This is a genomic window from Streptomyces sp. NPDC002851 (assembly GCF_053591935.1).
The window spans coordinates 18958-33026 of record NZ_JBSFUT010000033.1 but is presented as its reverse complement, the minus strand read 5'-3'; the positions used below and the strand labels follow the sequence as shown (position 1 = coordinate 33026).

At 71.7% G+C, this 14069-nt stretch carries 16 protein-coding genes; 9 read left to right on the top strand and 7 right to left on the bottom strand.

The window, feature by feature from the left end; all coding sequences use genetic code 11:
• Nucleotides 1-241: 241 nt before the first annotated feature.
• Nucleotides 242-424, bottom strand: coding sequence for a hypothetical protein (locus ACWD10_RS28730; RefSeq protein ID WP_451096059.1), 183 nt, complete (start codon nucleotides 422-424; stop codon nucleotides 242-244).
• A 117-nt stretch (nucleotides 425-541) separates the two neighbouring features.
• Here ACWD10_RS28730 and ACWD10_RS28725 point away from each other — a divergent pair, with 117 nt between their 5' ends.
• Nucleotides 542-1234, top strand: coding sequence for a TetR/AcrR family transcriptional regulator (locus ACWD10_RS28725; protein WP_451096057.1), 693 nt, complete (start codon nucleotides 542-544; stop codon nucleotides 1232-1234).
• A gap of 40 nt (nucleotides 1235-1274) precedes the next feature.
• Here the strand turns inward: ACWD10_RS28725 and ACWD10_RS28720 are convergent, their stop codons facing one another.
• Nucleotides 1275-2774, bottom strand: coding sequence for an LVIVD repeat-containing protein (locus ACWD10_RS28720; RefSeq protein WP_451096055.1), 1500 nt, complete (start codon nucleotides 2772-2774; stop codon nucleotides 1275-1277).
• A 137-nt stretch (nucleotides 2775-2911) separates the two neighbouring features.
• On the opposite strand from ACWD10_RS28720, the gene ACWD10_RS28715 reads away from it, so the two are divergent.
• From ACWD10_RS28715 to ACWD10_RS28700, 4 genes are all read left to right on the top strand, one after another.
• Nucleotides 2912-3646 carry a DUF305 domain-containing protein gene (locus ACWD10_RS28715; RefSeq protein ID WP_451096053.1) on the top strand — a complete coding sequence of 245 codons (735 nt, stop codon included), beginning with the start codon at nucleotides 2912-2914 and terminating at the stop codon, nucleotides 3644-3646.
• A 137-nt stretch (nucleotides 3647-3783) separates the two neighbouring features.
• On the top strand, nucleotides 3784-5229 hold the full coding sequence (locus ACWD10_RS28710; RefSeq protein WP_451096051.1) for an FAD-dependent oxidoreductase: 1446 nt from the start codon (nucleotides 3784-3786) through the stop codon (nucleotides 5227-5229).
• A gap of 157 nt (nucleotides 5230-5386) precedes the next feature.
• A complete protein-coding gene (locus ACWD10_RS28705) occupies nucleotides 5387-5746 on the top strand; it encodes a cupin (protein ID WP_451096049.1) in 360 nt (119 codons plus the stop codon).
• Nucleotides 5747-5876: 130 nt separating this feature from the next.
• Entirely contained in the window at nucleotides 5877-6545 is a 669-nt protein-coding gene (locus ACWD10_RS28700; RefSeq protein ID WP_451096047.1) for a Type-2Aa cytolytic delta-endotoxin, read from the top strand.
• A gap of 49 nt (nucleotides 6546-6594) precedes the next feature.
• Here the strand turns inward: ACWD10_RS28700 and ACWD10_RS28695 are convergent, their stop codons facing one another.
• Nucleotides 6595-7227, bottom strand: coding sequence for a LysE family transporter (locus ACWD10_RS28695; protein ID WP_451096045.1), 633 nt, complete (start codon nucleotides 7225-7227; stop codon nucleotides 6595-6597).
• A gap of 160 nt (nucleotides 7228-7387) precedes the next feature.
• Here ACWD10_RS28695 and ACWD10_RS28690 point away from each other — a divergent pair, with 160 nt between their 5' ends.
• Nucleotides 7388-7876, top strand: coding sequence for a glutathione peroxidase (locus tag ACWD10_RS28690; protein WP_451096043.1), 489 nt, complete (start codon nucleotides 7388-7390; stop codon nucleotides 7874-7876).
• 75 nt (nucleotides 7877-7951) lie between these two features.
• Here ACWD10_RS28690 and ACWD10_RS28685 read toward each other — a convergent pair whose 3' ends face one another.
• The 3 genes from ACWD10_RS28685 to ACWD10_RS28675 all read right to left on the bottom strand — a co-directional run bounded on the left by ACWD10_RS28685 (nucleotide 7952) and on the right by ACWD10_RS28675 (nucleotide 10445).
• The gene (locus tag ACWD10_RS28685) at nucleotides 7952-8947 is read right to left on the bottom strand and encodes an NAD-dependent epimerase/dehydratase family protein (protein WP_451096041.1); all 996 of its coding nucleotides are present in this window, start codon (nucleotides 8945-8947) and stop codon (nucleotides 7952-7954) included.
• Between the two features lie 119 nt (nucleotides 8948-9066).
• Entirely contained in the window at nucleotides 9067-9141 is a 75-nt protein-coding gene (locus ACWD10_RS28680) for a 50S ribosomal protein bL37 (protein WP_451096173.1), read from the bottom strand.
• Between the two features lie 77 nt (nucleotides 9142-9218).
• Nucleotides 9219-10445 carry an acyl-CoA dehydrogenase family protein gene (locus ACWD10_RS28675; protein WP_451096039.1) on the bottom strand — a complete coding sequence of 409 codons (1227 nt, stop codon included), beginning with the start codon at nucleotides 10443-10445 and terminating at the stop codon, nucleotides 9219-9221.
• Between the two features lie 175 nt (nucleotides 10446-10620).
• Here ACWD10_RS28675 and ACWD10_RS28670 point away from each other — a divergent pair, with 175 nt between their 5' ends.
• Nucleotides 10621-11265 carry a TetR family transcriptional regulator gene (locus tag ACWD10_RS28670; RefSeq protein WP_451096037.1) on the top strand — a complete coding sequence of 215 codons (645 nt, stop codon included), beginning with the start codon at nucleotides 10621-10623 and terminating at the stop codon, nucleotides 11263-11265.
• 28 nt (nucleotides 11266-11293) lie between these two features.
• On the opposite strand, the gene def is transcribed toward ACWD10_RS28670, so the two are convergent.
• Nucleotides 11294-11863 (bottom strand): peptide deformylase, encoded by a 570-nt coding sequence (def, locus tag ACWD10_RS28665; protein WP_451096035.1) that lies wholly within the window; start codon nucleotides 11861-11863, stop codon nucleotides 11294-11296.
• 137 nt (nucleotides 11864-12000) lie between these two features.
• Between def and ACWD10_RS28660 the strand changes: the two genes are divergently transcribed.
• A complete protein-coding gene (locus tag ACWD10_RS28660) occupies nucleotides 12001-13257 on the top strand; it encodes a MurT ligase domain-containing protein (RefSeq protein ID WP_451096033.1) in 1257 nt (418 codons plus the stop codon).
• 45 nt (nucleotides 13258-13302) lie between these two features.
• Nucleotides 13303-14031, top strand: coding sequence for a type 1 glutamine amidotransferase (locus ACWD10_RS28655; protein ID WP_451096031.1), 729 nt, complete (start codon nucleotides 13303-13305; stop codon nucleotides 14029-14031).
• Nucleotides 14032-14069: the final 38 nt, after the last annotated feature.

Here is a 14069-nt window from a genome sequence, read left to right as displayed (position 1 = left end):
CCCGTGGGCGGCCCGCCGGCCGTTTCTCGCACAGCGCTCGGTACGGCGGCGGTGCGCCGCGGTCAGTACGGCGCGGTGCGCCTCGTGCCGTGCTTCCGAAACGGACGGTCGTGCGCGCTCCACACTCGCGGTGGGACGGTGCTCCGCACATCCCCCGGGAGGCGGGGATCGCCTCCCCCTCGCGGGGGATGGCAAGGGGCCGCGGGACGGACCTTCAAGATCTTCTGGGGCCCGCGCTCGGTCACGGCACGGACGTGCCGACCACTCGCCCGAGGCGGAGGCCGCCGACCTCGTGCGGGCGATCGGCAACGCCGTGCTCGCCGATCTTGCGACGACGGGCCGAGAGCGCCTGCCCGGTCTCCCCCGAGGCCGGGTCCCGCCTCCCCAAAGCCGGGTCGGCGCCCTCGTTCTCGGCCGTCCGCATTGGACGATCCCCCGCGTCGCCCAATGCGAACGGCAGCCCTGACCAGGGCCTTAACGGCCCTGGCTGATGCACGCTGAGTATAGTTGGCCGGGAGCCAGTCAACACAGGAGTTTTCGGATGTCCCCTCGGAGCCCGGCGGTCAACGAGGAGCTGCGGCGGCGTTCGCGGGAGCGGCTGCTCGACGCGACGGTGCGATTGGTGAGCGAGCGCGGTTACGAGGCGACGACGCTCGGTGACATCGCGAAGGCGGCCGGAGCCGCGCGCGGCCTGGTCTCGTACTACTTCCCGGGCAAGCGGCAGCTGCTTCAGTCCGCGGTGCACCGCCTGATGCACCGGACCCTGGAGGCGGCCCTCGAGCGGGAGCCGCGGCCCGCCGACGACGACGGCAGGGAGCGGCTCGCCCGTGCCATCGACGCGATCCTCGGGCTCGCGCAGGATCGTCCGGTTCTGATGCGTACGCACATGGCGGGGATCCTCCAGGCCGAGGGTTTTGTGCAGTGCCCCGAGCAGCAGCGGCTGGCGGAGCTGCTGCGGGACACGGTGCGTCGGTACGGCGCCGGGGTCGGCGCCGGGTCCGGGGCCAGGGCCGGAGCCAGGGCCGCCGAGAATGCCGGGGATGCCGACACCGCGTATCCGCTGCTGCGGGCGCTTCTGATGGGCGCCGTGTTCGCGGTGCTGCTTCCCGGGGCGCCGATGCCGGCGGCGACGCTCCGTGCCGAACTGTTCCAACGGTACGAACTGGACTGGGAGTTGGGCGTCCCGCCGGGCGAACGACCGGCCGGCGGGACGCGTTCGGCACTCGTCGGCTGAACGGCCCGATGCTCGTCATCGGGCCCGCGTCTCAGTCAGCTCAGTCGAAGTAGTTTGGCTGGGTCTGGACGTTGAGCTCGTTCATCCGGATCCGCTCGGCGGGGTCGGTGCGCTGGTCACTGATCTTCAGGACGTCGAGGCCCTTGGCGATGTCGTTCGAGTAGATGTGGCCGTTGTAGTAGTACGCGGACCACGATCCGCCCGTCCGGATGGCGTCCGTGGAGAGCGGGCCGCGCTCGAAGTACGCGATCTCCTTGGGGGACGCGGAGTCGGTGAAGTCCCAGACGGAGACGCCGCCCTGGTACCACGCCTGGACCATCAGGTCCTTGCCCTTGACCGGGATCAGGGAGCCGTTGTGGGCCACGCAGTTCTCGGTGTCGGCCTGGTGGCGCGGGATCTTGAAGTAGCTCTGGAAGACCAGCTTGCGCTGATCGCCCTTGCCGACGATGTCGTAGATGCCGTCGGCGCCGCGGTTGGGCCCGATCTCCTCGTTGCAGGTGGCCGCGCCACCGCCGCCGAGCTCGTCGGTGAAGATGACCTTGTTCGCCTGCTGGTTGAAGGTCGCCGAGTGCCAGAACGCGAAGTTCACGTTGTCCTGGACCTGGTCGATGACCTTCGGCTGCTCCGGGTCCTCGATGTCGAAGAGGATGCCGTCGCCCATGCAGGCTCCGGCCGCCAGGTCCTTGGACGGCAGCACGGTGATGTCGTGGCAGCCGGTGGTCTTGGAGACACCCGGGTTCGTGGGCCCTCCGGGGTTGCCGCCGCCGTCCGGGCCGTCACCGGGGAAGAGCACCGGGAAGCCGACCACGGCCGCCTTCTCGGGCGCCTTGCGCGGGACCTTGATCACGGAGATGCCGTCGTGCGGCGGCTGGCAGTCCGGGAACGTCTCGCTGGGCGAGTACGAGGAGACGTAGATGTAGACGTTCTTGCGCTGCGGCACCAGCGTATGGGTGTGTGAGCCGCAGGCGGTCTCGACGGCGGCGACGTACTTCGGGTTGGCCTTGTCGCTGATGTCGAAGACCTTCATGCCCTCCCACGACGACTTCTCGGTCGCCGGCTGGGTCGTGGAGGAACAAGAGTTGTCACTGCGCGAGGAGTCGGTGGACAGGAACAGCAGGTTCCCGGAGACCGAGACATCGTTCTGCGAGCCCGGGCAGAGGACCTGGGCGACGGTCCTGGGGCCCTTGGGGTTGCTGATGTCGAAGATCCGGAAGCCGTCGTAGTTGCCCGCGAAGGCGTACTTCCCCTGGAAGGCCAGGTCCGAATTGGTGCCGGGGAGCGCGTCCTTGGGGATGTGGGCGACGTGCTCGATGTTGTCGGAGTGGACGACCTCGTCCGGCGCGGGTATCTCGCCGCTACGGATGGCCGCCTCGGTGTCCTGCTCGGTACTGCGGGAGACCTCCCGGCGGTCCGGGGCGTCCCCGGGGTCGGGGGTCGCCCCGGCCTGACCTGCCGTCAGAAGTGTGGCGACAAGCCCGGCGGTGGCCACCAGGACGCCCAAGCGTCTGTGCCGTATCCGGGGTTGGTTCGTCAGGGTCACTGCGTCCTCCCTAGTCGCCGTTCATGGTTGAACGGTCTACGGACGACCCGCAGTATCGTGCCCGGCATGCACATAACAACAGAGGGCAAAGTGGTCTTAGTGAAGACCTCCGAACCTCGTTATGACAGGGGGATGTTGTGCTGAACCGTCCGGAGTCCGCACCCGCCCGACGCCGCCGCGCCGCCGTCGCCGCGGCGGCCCTGGTGACCGCCGCCCTGCTCGCCGCGGCGGGCTGCACGTCCACCGACGCCTCCGGATCGGCCGGGGACACCCCCGACGACCGGGCCGGAAAGCCCACCGGGCCCTCGGTCGTCGCCCCGGGCAAGCCGGGCGAGCAGGCCGCGACGCTCGCGCCCGAGGAGGCGGCGAAGAAGGCCGGGGACAACACCCCCAACTCCGCCGACGTCGCCTACGTACGGATGATGATCGAGCACCACCAGCAGGCCCTCACGATGACCGAACTCGCCCCGGACCGGGTCCGGTCGGCGCAGGTACGGCGGCTCGCCGAGCGCATCGAGGCCGCCCAGGGCCCCGAGATCGACGCGATGAAGGGCTGGCTGAAGCAGCACGGAAAGAAACTCGAGGACGACTCGGGCCACGAGCACGGCGACGGTCACGAAATGGGCCATGGCGGCGGGGACGCGGCGATGCCCGGGATGGCCACGAAGGCGCAGCTCGACACCTTGCGCAAGGCGAAGGGCGCGGCCTTCGACGAGCTCTTCCTCAAGCTGATGATCACGCACCACGGGGGCGCCGTCACCATGGCCACGGACGTGCTCTCGGACGGAAAGAACATCCAGATCTCGGAGATGGCGAATGACGTGATCGCCCAGCAGACCAGCGAGATCGAACGGATGCGAAAGCTGCCCTGACCCGCCCCGACCCGCCCCCCCCCCCGCTCGCCCGGTTGGCCTGACCTTCGCTCGCCGGAACACTCGCCCGGATCAAACGCCTCCCCCTTGCCGTACGGCGGTGCAATGCTGGAAGCAGCCGCGAGAGGAGCCGTGCCGTGCTGCATGTCGCCGTTGTCGGATCGGGGCCGAGCGGGGTCTACACCACGCAGTCCCTGGTCCAGCAGGTCCGGTTCCCGGAGGTGCGGGTCGATGTGCTCGACCGGCTGCCCTGCCCGTACGGCCTGGTCAGGTATGGCGTCGCGCCCGACCACGAGAAGATCAAGTCGCTCCAGAACAACCTGCGCAAGGTCCTCGACGACCCGCGGGTGCGCTTCGTCGGCGGCGTGGACGTCGGCGTGGGCGCGGTCACCGCGGAGCGGCTCCGGGAGCTGTACGACGCGGTCGTGTACTGCGTGGGCGCCGCCACCGACCGTCGGCTCGGGGTGCCCGGCGAGGATCTGCCGGGCAGCTGGTCGGCGACGGAGTTCGTGTCCTGGTACAGCGGACACCCTGACAACATCGCCGCCACGGAGGACGGATTCCTGCGCGGGGTCGAGTCCGCCGTGGTGATCGGCGTGGGCAACGTCGCCGTCGACGTGAGCCGGATCCTGGCGCGCGGCGCGGAGGAACTGCTCCCCACGGACATGCCGCAGGGCGCGCTGGACACGCTCGCGCGCAGCCGGGTGCGCGAGGTGCACATGGTGGGCCGCCGCGGCCCCTCGCAGGCCAAGTTCACCACCAAGGAGCTGCGCGAGCTCGGCACCCTGCCCGAGGCCCAAGTCTTCGTCGACGCGGACGAGTTGGCGCTCGACCCGGCGTACGCCGATCCCTCGGAGCTGCCCGCCGCCAACCGCCGCAATGTCGAGGTCCTTCGCACCTGGGCCGGAGCCTCGCCGCCGGAGCAGGAGCAGGCCCGGCGGCTGCGGCTCCGGTTCTTCCTGCGGCCGGTGGAGCTCCTGGAATCCGCGGGCCGCGTGGGCGCGGTGCGGTTCGAGCGGACGCTGCCGGACGGACGGGGCGGGGTGACGGGCACCGGGCAGTACGAGGACATCGCGGCCCAACTCGTCCTCCGTTCGGTCGGCTACCGCGGCGTACCGCTACCGGGCCTTCCCTTCGACGAGCGGACGGGCACCGTGCCGAACCAGGCGGGCCGGGTCCTGCGCGCGGGCGAGGTGGCGCCGGGCGAGTACGTCGCGGGCTGGATCAAGCGCGGCCCGACCGGCGTCATCGGCACCAACCGGCCCTGCGCCAAGGAGACGGTGAACTCACTCCTCGACGACGCGGCCCTGGACACCACGCCCGCCCCGGCCGACCGGCCCGACCCGCTGGACGCGCTGCGGGCCGCCGGTGTCCTGCCCATCGAGTGGTCCGGCTGGCAGGCCATCGAGCGCGCGGAGTCGGCGCTCGGTGCGTCCCTCGGGCGGGGCCCGGTGAAGATCCCGGACTGGCAGGGCCTGCTCGCGGCGGCCCGCGGTGGAACCACGACCCAGGCCGAGGCCGAGGCCGATGTCGCGGCAGCCGCAGCCGTGGCGGCGGTCGAGGGTGAGGCGGAGGCCGAGTAGCCGACGGTCCGAGTGCGGCGGCTGCGCCCCCGTCGGCCTGAAGGGCTCGTCCTCGAACGCCGGACGGGCTGAGTTGATCCCCCGCCCGACCCCCGGCATGTGCTCCGTACGGCGCACCCTGGGTGCGCCCCCGGCGGGTGGTCCGCAGCGTGGAGTCATGGCACCTGACACACCGGAGTCCGGCCCCGCATCCGTCGACCTCACGTCCGCCGTGGTGGAGCACCTGGCGAAGGCCCGCGCCGCGGCACACCAGCGCAGCGCGCACCTCGTGCTGCACGACGGAGCGCTGCGGCAGAGCGTGATCGCACTCCTCGCGGGCAGCGTCCTCGGCGAGCACGAGGCCCCGGCCGCGGCGAGCGTCCATGTGCTGCACGGCGGGGTCCGGGTGACCACGGTGTCCGGCGAGGAACTGGAGCTCAGCCACGGGATGTTGGGGTCGGTCCCACAGGAACGGCACGATCTGGTGGCGCTACAGGACTCGGTGATCCTGCTGACCACGGTCACCGGAATTGATTGAGCCGCGGCGGGTGCGGCGCACGGCGTATCCGCACGGCGTGCATACTGGCGCCGCCAGTTGAGCGTTCGCGCGCCGCACCGCGCGTCACGCAGAGCGCAGAGCTCGAGAAGAGCTCGGAGAAGGAGCCATCGTGCACGCGCACGCCGACCCGCAGCCCCGTTTCGAAACCGTCTTCGAGGTGGCACCGGAGTTCCTGGACCAAGTCCGGGCCGCCGAGGCCGAGTTCACCCAGGCCCTGGACGCCTCGTCCGGCGCCTCCGAGTTCGGCCGGGTGCAGGCGGCGGCCCGGGATCTGCCCGGCGCCTCGGTCGTACGGATCATCCCGGGCTTCGGGCTCCAGGACACCGTGCCCGGCCACATCATGGTGCTCACCCTCCAGGAGGCGGTACGCCAGGCCATGGCGCGGCCGTTCGGCAACGCCGCGTTCTGGGAGCGGGCGGAGGCTGCCCTCACCCGCGCGTTCTCCGGGCTGGCCGAGCAGGAGGGCGCACCGTACCTCCGCTTCCTGCCGCAGCCGGCCGACGGGGACGCGGCGGACCGGGACACGGACCCGGGCCCGGAAACGGAGACGGAGACGACCGCGGCCGGGGCCGGGACCGGGGCCGGGACCCGGTACGACTACCACCTGCTCTTCGCGCTCGCCGACGAGGAGACCGAGGGCTTCCTGTACGTGATCGCCTTCTGTGTGCACGTCACGGTCGGCCTGGAGAAGGAACAGGTCCTGAAGCTCTCCATCGAGGACCCGGCGCCGTACACCCTTCAGCTCGACGCCCTCTGCATCCGCCAGCCGCTCGCCTGACCACGCACCGGGGCCTGCCGCGTTCCCCCCGGGACGCGGCAGGCCCCGGTCACCCGGTGAGCAGCAGGTGCACGGCGAGCCCGGTGATCAGGGCGCTGGAGACGAGGGCGGTGGCGAGGCGGCCGCGGCGGCCGGTCAGGGCGCGGCCGAGCAGCGACCCTCCCCCGGCGAGCAGCAGCTGCCAGCTGGCGGACGCGGCGAAGGCGGCCACTACGTACACCAGCTGCGCCGGGAGGTCCGTGGCCCCGTCGGCGGCCCGGCTGCCGAGCACCAGCGCGGCGAAGTAGAGCACGGTGGCGGGGTTGAGCAGGGTGATCCCGAGCAGGCCCAGGTAGGCACGGCCGGGGCCGAGCGGCGTCCCGCGCGGCCCCGCGGTCCCGTCCGGCGCCCGGTACCGGGCCAGGGCCGTCACGGTGCCGCGGGCGGCGAGCACCACGAGTACGGCCACCGAGAGCCAGCGCAGCGGGTCCGCGACGGGCTCGATGACCCGGGCGAGCCCGGCGCCTCCGGCCACGGCGAGCAGCGCGTACAGTCCATCGGCGGTGGCGATCCCGAGGGCGGCGCAGGCTCCCGTGCGCCAGGACGTACGGGCCGTGAGCGACACCAGATACGCCCCGACCGCGCCGACCGGCACGGCGATGCCGTACCCGGCGACGAGCCCGGCGACCAGGGCGCCGGTCACGAGCGCGGCGGTAGCGAGATCGAGGCGTGAGGCATGCCCGGGATTCTGGGAGACCCCCGAATCCCCCGGCAAGCGCTTTTCCGTACCGCCTACGCTGGCCGCGGATGCCCCGAACCGTAGACCCGCAAATCCGTGAACCCGTGAACCCGTTGGAGGCACGATGAGCCTGTACGACATCCCGCTGCGCACCCTGGACGGCGAACCCACCGGCCTGAGCGAGCACAAGGGCAAGGCCGTTCTGGTGGTGAACGTGGCCTCCAAGTGCGGTCTCACCCCGCAGTACGCCGGTCTGGAGCGGCTGCAACAGCAGTACGGGGAGCGGGGGTTCACGGTCCTCGGCGTGCCGTGCAACCAGTTCGGCGGGCAGGAGCCGGGCAGCGCCGAGGAGATCGCGACGTTCTGTTCGGCGACGTACGGCGTGAGCTTCCCGATGCTGGAGAAGGCCGACGTCAACGGCGCCGGCCGGCACGCGCTGTACGTGGAGCTGACGGCGCACCCGGACGCGGACGGCGAGGCCGGGGACATCCAGTGGAACTTCGAGAAGTTCCTGCTCTCCCCGGCCGGTGAGGTCCTGGGCCGGTTCCGGCCGCGTACCGAGCCCGAGGCGGCGGAGCTCGTCACCGCGATCGAGACGGCCCTGCCTGCCTGAGGCCCATCCGGAGGCGCATCCGGACGCTGCGCCTGAGCCCGGACCCCCGTGCCGGGCTCAGGCGGCTCGGCCCCGTCAGGGGCGCGCGGCGAACGCGGTCAGGAGTTCCCGCTCGCGGGCCGGGTCGAGGCCCGCGCGCCGGGGCCGGGTGAGGCCCTGTTCGCGCTCCCACGCCAAGGTGTCGGCGATGAGTGCGGCGCGCGGCCGGTGGCGCAGGCCCGCGGCGACGGCGGCGGAGCCGTCCCGCTGCTGCCAGCCCTCCCAGCCGGGCTCGACCAGCCACAGCGGCAGCAAGTCCGGGCCCATGTACTGGGCCACGCCCTGGGCGATCAGCCGCTCCGAGGCGACCGGCACCACGGGCCCGGTATGGCCGCCCGCGGCCCGGCTGAGCTCGATCCATGCGCCGAGGGAGGTGATCGGGCCATAGGCGTTGTACGCACCGGTGGTTCCGGTGTCCGCGGCGGTCAGGAGCCAGGCGCTCAGGTCGCGGACGTCGATCACCTGGGTCGCGGCGTCCAGTTCGTCCGGTACCAGGAGCGGTGCTTCGGGGTCGCGGGCGGCGCGGGCCGCCCAGTAGCCGGAGCGGCCGGTGTGGTCGCCGGGGCCGCCGATGAGTCCGGCGCGGGCGATGAGGAGGCGGTCGCCGATGGCCGCCCGGGAGTCGCGTTCGCAGGTGGCCTTGGCCTCGCCGTAGAGGTCCCGGTCGACCTCGTCGCGGTCGGTGACGGGCATCAGGGCGGCGGACTCGTCGGCGCCCGGCTCGGCCTGGGAGGCGTACACATTGCCCGAGGAGACATAGGTCCAGTGCCGGGCGCGCGGCGCCAGGGCCTGAAGTGCCCCGCGTACGAAGCCCGGTTGCCAGGACACCTCGATGACGGCGTCCCAGTCGTGGTCCGCGACGGCCGTGTACGCGCCGGGGTCGCGGCGGTCCGCCGCGACCAGCTCGGCGCCCTCGGCCGTCGCACCGCTCTCGCCACGGGCCAGGCAGGTCACGCGGTGCCCGCGCGCCAGCGCCTCGCGCGTCACTTCACGGCCGAGCCAGGCCGTGCCACCCAGAACCAAGATCTCCATGTCCAGGAGCCAAGCACGCCCCGTCGTGCGCCGCCAAGGGTGCTCTGCCGACAGCAGAGCGGCCCCCGCCCGGTGAGGGAGGCGGGGGCCGAACGGCGTTGCGGGGGTGGGGAGTTCGGTCAGGCGTTGGGGCGCTTGCCGTGGTTGGCCCGCTTCTTCTTGCGGGCCCGGCGCTTGTTCCCTCGCGTCGACATAACAGGCATCTCCCTCATGTCAGTACTTATCAGCACTCATCAGGACTCATCCCCGCTTCCGCCAGTTTAGATCCGGTTCAGCGGATCGGCATGCCCGCGAGGGTGCGGGCGATGACCAGGCGTTGGATCTCGCTGGTGCCCTCGAAGATGGTGTAGATCGCGGCGTCCCGGTGCATCCGCTCCACCGGGTACTCGCGCGTGAAGCCGTTGCCGCCGAGGATCTGGATCGCCTGCGCGGTGACCTCCTTGGCGGTCTCGCTGGCGAACAGCTTGGACATGGAGCCCTCGGCGTTCTCGAACTTCTTGCCCGTGGTCGCCATCCAGGAGGCGCGCCACACCAGGAGCCGGGACGCGTCGATCCGGGTGCGCATGTCGGCGAGCTGGAAGGCGATGCCCTGGTTGTCGATGATCGGGCGGCCGAACTGTTCGCGCGTCCTGGCGTATTCGAGCGCTTCCTCGTACGCCGCTCGCGCGGTGCCCACCGCCATGGCGCCGACGGCGGGGCGGGAGGCCTCGAAGGTGGCCATCGCGGCGTTCTTCACGCGCTCGCCGCCCTGCTTGGCCTTCTCGCGGGCGCGGGCGAGGCGCTCGTCCAGCTTGTCCTTGCCGCCGAGCAGGCAGTGACCGGGTACGCGGACGTTGTCCAGGACGACCTCGGCGGTGTGCGAGGCGCGGATGCCGTGCTTCTTGAACTTCTGCCCCTGGGACAGGCCGGGGGTGTTCGGCGGCACGATGAAGGAGGCGTGGCCCTTGGAGCCGAGCTCCGGTTCCACAGAGGCGACGACCACGTGCACGTTGGCGATGCCGCCGTTGGTCGCCCAGGTCTTGGTGCCGTTGAGCACCCACTCGTCCTTGGCCTCGTCGTAGACGGCGCGGGTGCGCATGGAGGCGACGTCGGAGCCCGCGTCCGGCTCGGAGGAGCAGAAGGCGGCGACCTTCACGTCATTGGCGTCGCCGTACATCTGCGGGACCCAGGTGCCGATCTGCTCCTCGGTGCCGTTGGCGAGGACGCCGACCGCGGCGAGGCCGGTGCCGACGATGGACAGGGCGATCCCGGCGTCACCCCAGAACAGCTCCTCCATCGCCATGGGGATGCCGAGGCCGGAGGGGTCGAAGAACTGCTGGGCATAGAAGTCGAGCGAGTAGATGCCGAGCTTGGCGGCCTCCTGGATCACCGGCCAGGGGGTCTCCTCGCGCTCGTCCCACTCGGCGGCCGCGGGGCGGATCACATCGGCGGCGAAGCCGTGCAGCCAGTCCCGGACCTCCTTCTGCTCGTCGTTCAGGTCCATGGTGAACTCGGCCATTGCCCGTCCCCTCCAACACCTTGTTACTTGCGGTAACCAGAAGTCTGTTACCGGCCGGTAAGACGTGTCAACTCCTGGTGGAGGCGTTCCACACTTCAACACGCTGAAGGTCGGACCCCGCGAGGGTGTTACGTTGCGCGTGCGTCACGGAATCGCATGGGCGGGGAGACACGCAATGGACACGACACAGCGGACCGAACAGGCCCGGTCGGCGGAGCGCCGACGGCGCGAGCTGCTCGAGGCCGCGGACCGGGTCGTGCTGCGCGATGGGCCCGGCGCCTCGATGAACGCGATCGCGGCCGAGGCGGGCATCACCAAGCCCATCCTGTACCGGCACTTCGGCGACAAGGGCGGCCTGTACGCGGCCCTCGCCAAGCGGCACACCGACGCGCTGCTCGACTCGCTGCGGGCCGCGCTCGATGCCCCGGCGGAGCGGCGGCAGCGGGTCGAGGCCACGCTCGACACGTATCTCGCGGCGATCGAGGCCCGGCCTCAGGTGTACCGGTTCCTGATGCACCCGGCGGAGAACGCGTCGCAGGGTGAGCAGGGCTTCGATGTCGGGCTGCACTCCGCGCCGCTGCTGCGCCGTCTCGGCGAGGAGCTGGCGAAGGTGATCGCGGAGCGGGTCGATCTCTCCCCGGAGGGCGAGGAGCTCGCCCGGGTCTGGGGGCACGGGATAGTCGGCATGATGCATGCGGCCGGTGACTGGTGGCTCGGCGAACGGCCTTGCTCCCGTGCGCAGTTGGTGCGGAGTCTGGCCGATCTGCTGTGGGGGCGCCTCGCGGAGGCGGGCGATCGGGTGGGCGGGCCCGGGTTCTGACCCAGGGCCTGTCTCGGGGAGACCGGGCCTAACCGCGCTCCGCCACCCGTACGTCGATGTCCGCACCCCACGATGTCTTACGGGCCTGCCGCAGCACCCGCCCCCGCCGCCACCGGTCCAATCGCTCCGGATACACCCGCCCCTCCAAGTGGTCCGTCTCGTGCTGCAAGCAACGGGCGAAGAAGCCCGTGCCCTCTACGCGTACCGGCTTGCCGTCCAGGTCGACGCCCTCCACCACGGCGTGGTCGAAGCGCGGAGTGCCCGCTTCCAGGCCGGGCAGGGACAGGCAGCCCTCGGGGCCGCGCACCGTCTCGCCGTCGGCCTCGACGAGACGGGGGTTGATCACATGGCCGAGGCGACGGCGGTCCTCGTCGTCGGGGCAGTCGTAGACGAAGAGCCGTAGCGCCTCGCCGACCTGGTTCGCGGCGAGCCCGACGCCCCTGGCGGCGTACATCGTGGCGAACATGTCCTCGACGAGCCCGGCGAGACCGGCCCCGAAGTCGGTCACCTCGGCACACGGGGCGTGCAGCACGGGGTCGCCGAGCAGGGTCATCGGCCGTACGCGTCCGGAGCTGCCCGGGATCGAACCGTGTCGCATGGCGGCAAGGTTACGTTCCCGCACCACCAGCGTCCGCAATGGTGCCGCAGTTCGGGGCGCGGTCAGGATCTCGATAGGCTGGGGCCGACCAGTGCCGGTGGCAGGCGCGGCGCCGGATGCAAGGAGGAGCTAGGACGATGGCAGGACACCCTGGCAGCGGCGCAGGGCCGCTGACGCCGCGGGCCAAGCTGGCCGTGACGGCGGGCAAGGCGGTCGCGGCAGCCTCGCGCGCCGCGGGACGCGGCAGTGGGTCGGTGATCGGCGGCCGGGTGGCGCTCAAGCTCGACCCCGAACTCCTCGGGCGGCTCGCGCAGCATCTGGACGTGATCCTGGTCTCCGCGACCAACGGCAAGACCACCACCACCCGCCTGATTGCCGAGGCCCTCGGCGCCGCGGGCCCGGTGGTCTCCAACGCGCTCGGTGCGAACATGCCCGCGGGCATCACCTCCGCCCTGGCCGGTGGCTCGGACGCCAAGTTCGGGGTGATCGAGGTCGACGAGAAGTACCTGGCGGGCGTCGCCAAGGACGTGACCCCCAAGGCCATCGCCCTGCTCAACCTCTCCCGCGACCAGCTCGACCGGGCCGCCGAGACGCGGATGCTCGCCGAGCGCTGGCGCGAGGGCCTGTCCGGCGCCAAGGCCGTGATCATCGCCAACGCCGATGACCCGCTGGTCGTCTGGGCCGCCTCCTCCTCGCCGAACGTGGTGTGGGTCGCGGCCGGTCAGGAGTGGAAGGACGACGCCTGGTCGTGCCCCGCCTGCGGCGGCGTCATGCAGCGCCCCGGCGACGACTGGTTCTGCTCTGCCGACGAGTGCGGCTTCCGCCGCCCCGCGCCGACCTGGGCACTCAACGGCGACTACGTGCTCGACCCGCACGGCTCGGCCTGGCCGATCCACCTTCAACTGCCCGGCCGCGCCAACAAGGCCAACGCCGCGACCTCGGCCGCCGTCGCCGCCGTGTTCGGGGTGCCGCCGCAGGTGGCCCTCGAGCGGATGTACCAGGTGCAGGCGGTGGCCGGGCGGTACGACGTCGTGCAGTTCATGGAGCGCGACCTGCGGCTGCTGCTCGCGAAGAACCCGGCGGGCTGGCTCGAAACGTTTTCGCTGATCGATCCGCCGCCGACGCCGGTGATCCTGTCGGTGAACGCGCGCGGCGCGGACGGCACCGACACCTCCTGGCTCTGGGACGTCGACTACACCCGGCTCGCCGGGCACCCGATCTTCGTGATCGGCGACCGCAAGCTGGACCTCGCGGTCCGCCTCGAGGTCGCCGGGCTCGACTTCCGGGTCTGCGAGAGCGTCGACGAGGCGGTGCAGCTGGCGCCGCCCGGCCGTATCGAGGTGATCGCGAACTACACCGCGTTCCAGGACCTCCGCCGCCGCGTCGGTAACTGACCCGGCCCACCCGACTTTCGAAGACGCCCGTAAGGACTTCTCAGCATGAGCGACAACAGCCTGCGTCTGGTGTGGGTCTACCCGGACCTCCTTTCCACCTACGGCGACCAGGGCAACGCCCTCGTCGTGGAGCGCCGGGCCCGGCAGCGCGGCCTCGAGGTCGAGCGCTACGACGTACGCAGCGACCAGCCGGTGCCGACCTCCGGCGACATCTATCTGATCGGCGGCGGCGAGGACCGGCCGCAGCGCCTGGCGGCCGAACGGCTGCGCCGGGACGGCAACTTGAGCCGGGCGGTGGGCAACGGCGCCATCGTGTTCTCGGTGTGCGCCGGGTACCAAATCCTCGGCCACGAGTTCATCAACGACCTCGGCCAGCGGGAGCCGGGCCTCGGCCTGCTCGACGTGGTGTCCACGCGCGGCGAGGGCGAGCGGTGCGTCGGTGACGTACTGGCCGACATCGACGAGCCGTTGGGCCTGCCGCAGCTGACCGGGTTCGAGAACCACCAGGGCGTCACGCACCTCGGGCCGACCGCGCGGCCGCTCGCGCGGCTGCGGTTCGGCAAGGGCAACGGCACCGGGGACGGCACCGAAGGCGCGTACAACGACACGGTGTTCGGGACGTACATGCACGGCCCGGTGCTCGCCCGCAACCCGCAGATCGCCGATCTGCTGCTCAAGCTGGCGCTCGACGTGAACGCGCTGCCGCAGGTCGACGACCACTGGTACGAGGCGCTGCGCGCCGAGCGCATCGCCGCCGCTTCCGAGGCCGCCTGAGCGCCGCCGCGCTCATACGTTCCGCCAAAAAACCGTCC

What these genes read in the sequence shown, in the direction of transcription:
- ACWD10_RS28655 (WP_451096031.1), top strand. Translation starts at nt 13,303, where the DNA reads ATGAGCGACAACAGCCTGCGTCTGGTGTGGGTCTACCCGGACCTCCTT.
- ACWD10_RS28725 (WP_451096057.1), top strand. Translation starts at nt 542, where the DNA reads ATGTCCCCTCGGAGCCCGGCGGTCAACGAGGAGCTGCGGCGGCGTTCG.
- def (WP_451096035.1), bottom strand. Translation starts at nt 11,863, where the DNA reads ATGCGACACGGTTCGATCCCGGGCAGCTCCGGACGCGTACGGCCGATG.
- ACWD10_RS28675 (WP_451096039.1), bottom strand. Translation starts at nt 10,445, where the DNA reads ATGGCCGAGTTCACCATGGACCTGAACGACGAGCAGAAGGAGGTCCGG.
- ACWD10_RS28705 (WP_451096049.1), top strand. Translation starts at nt 5,387, where the DNA reads ATGGCACCTGACACACCGGAGTCCGGCCCCGCATCCGTCGACCTCACG.
- ACWD10_RS28690 (WP_451096043.1), top strand. Translation starts at nt 7,388, where the DNA reads ATGAGCCTGTACGACATCCCGCTGCGCACCCTGGACGGCGAACCCACC.
- ACWD10_RS28670 (WP_451096037.1), top strand. Translation starts at nt 10,621, where the DNA reads ATGGACACGACACAGCGGACCGAACAGGCCCGGTCGGCGGAGCGCCGA.
- ACWD10_RS28685 (WP_451096041.1), bottom strand. Translation starts at nt 8,947, where the DNA reads ATGGAGATCTTGGTTCTGGGTGGCACGGCCTGGCTCGGCCGTGAAGTG.
- ACWD10_RS28660 (WP_451096033.1), top strand. Translation starts at nt 12,001, where the DNA reads ATGGCAGGACACCCTGGCAGCGGCGCAGGGCCGCTGACGCCGCGGGCC.
- ACWD10_RS28730 (WP_451096059.1), bottom strand. Translation starts at nt 424, where the DNA reads ATGCGGACGGCCGAGAACGAGGGCGCCGACCCGGCTTTGGGGAGGCGG.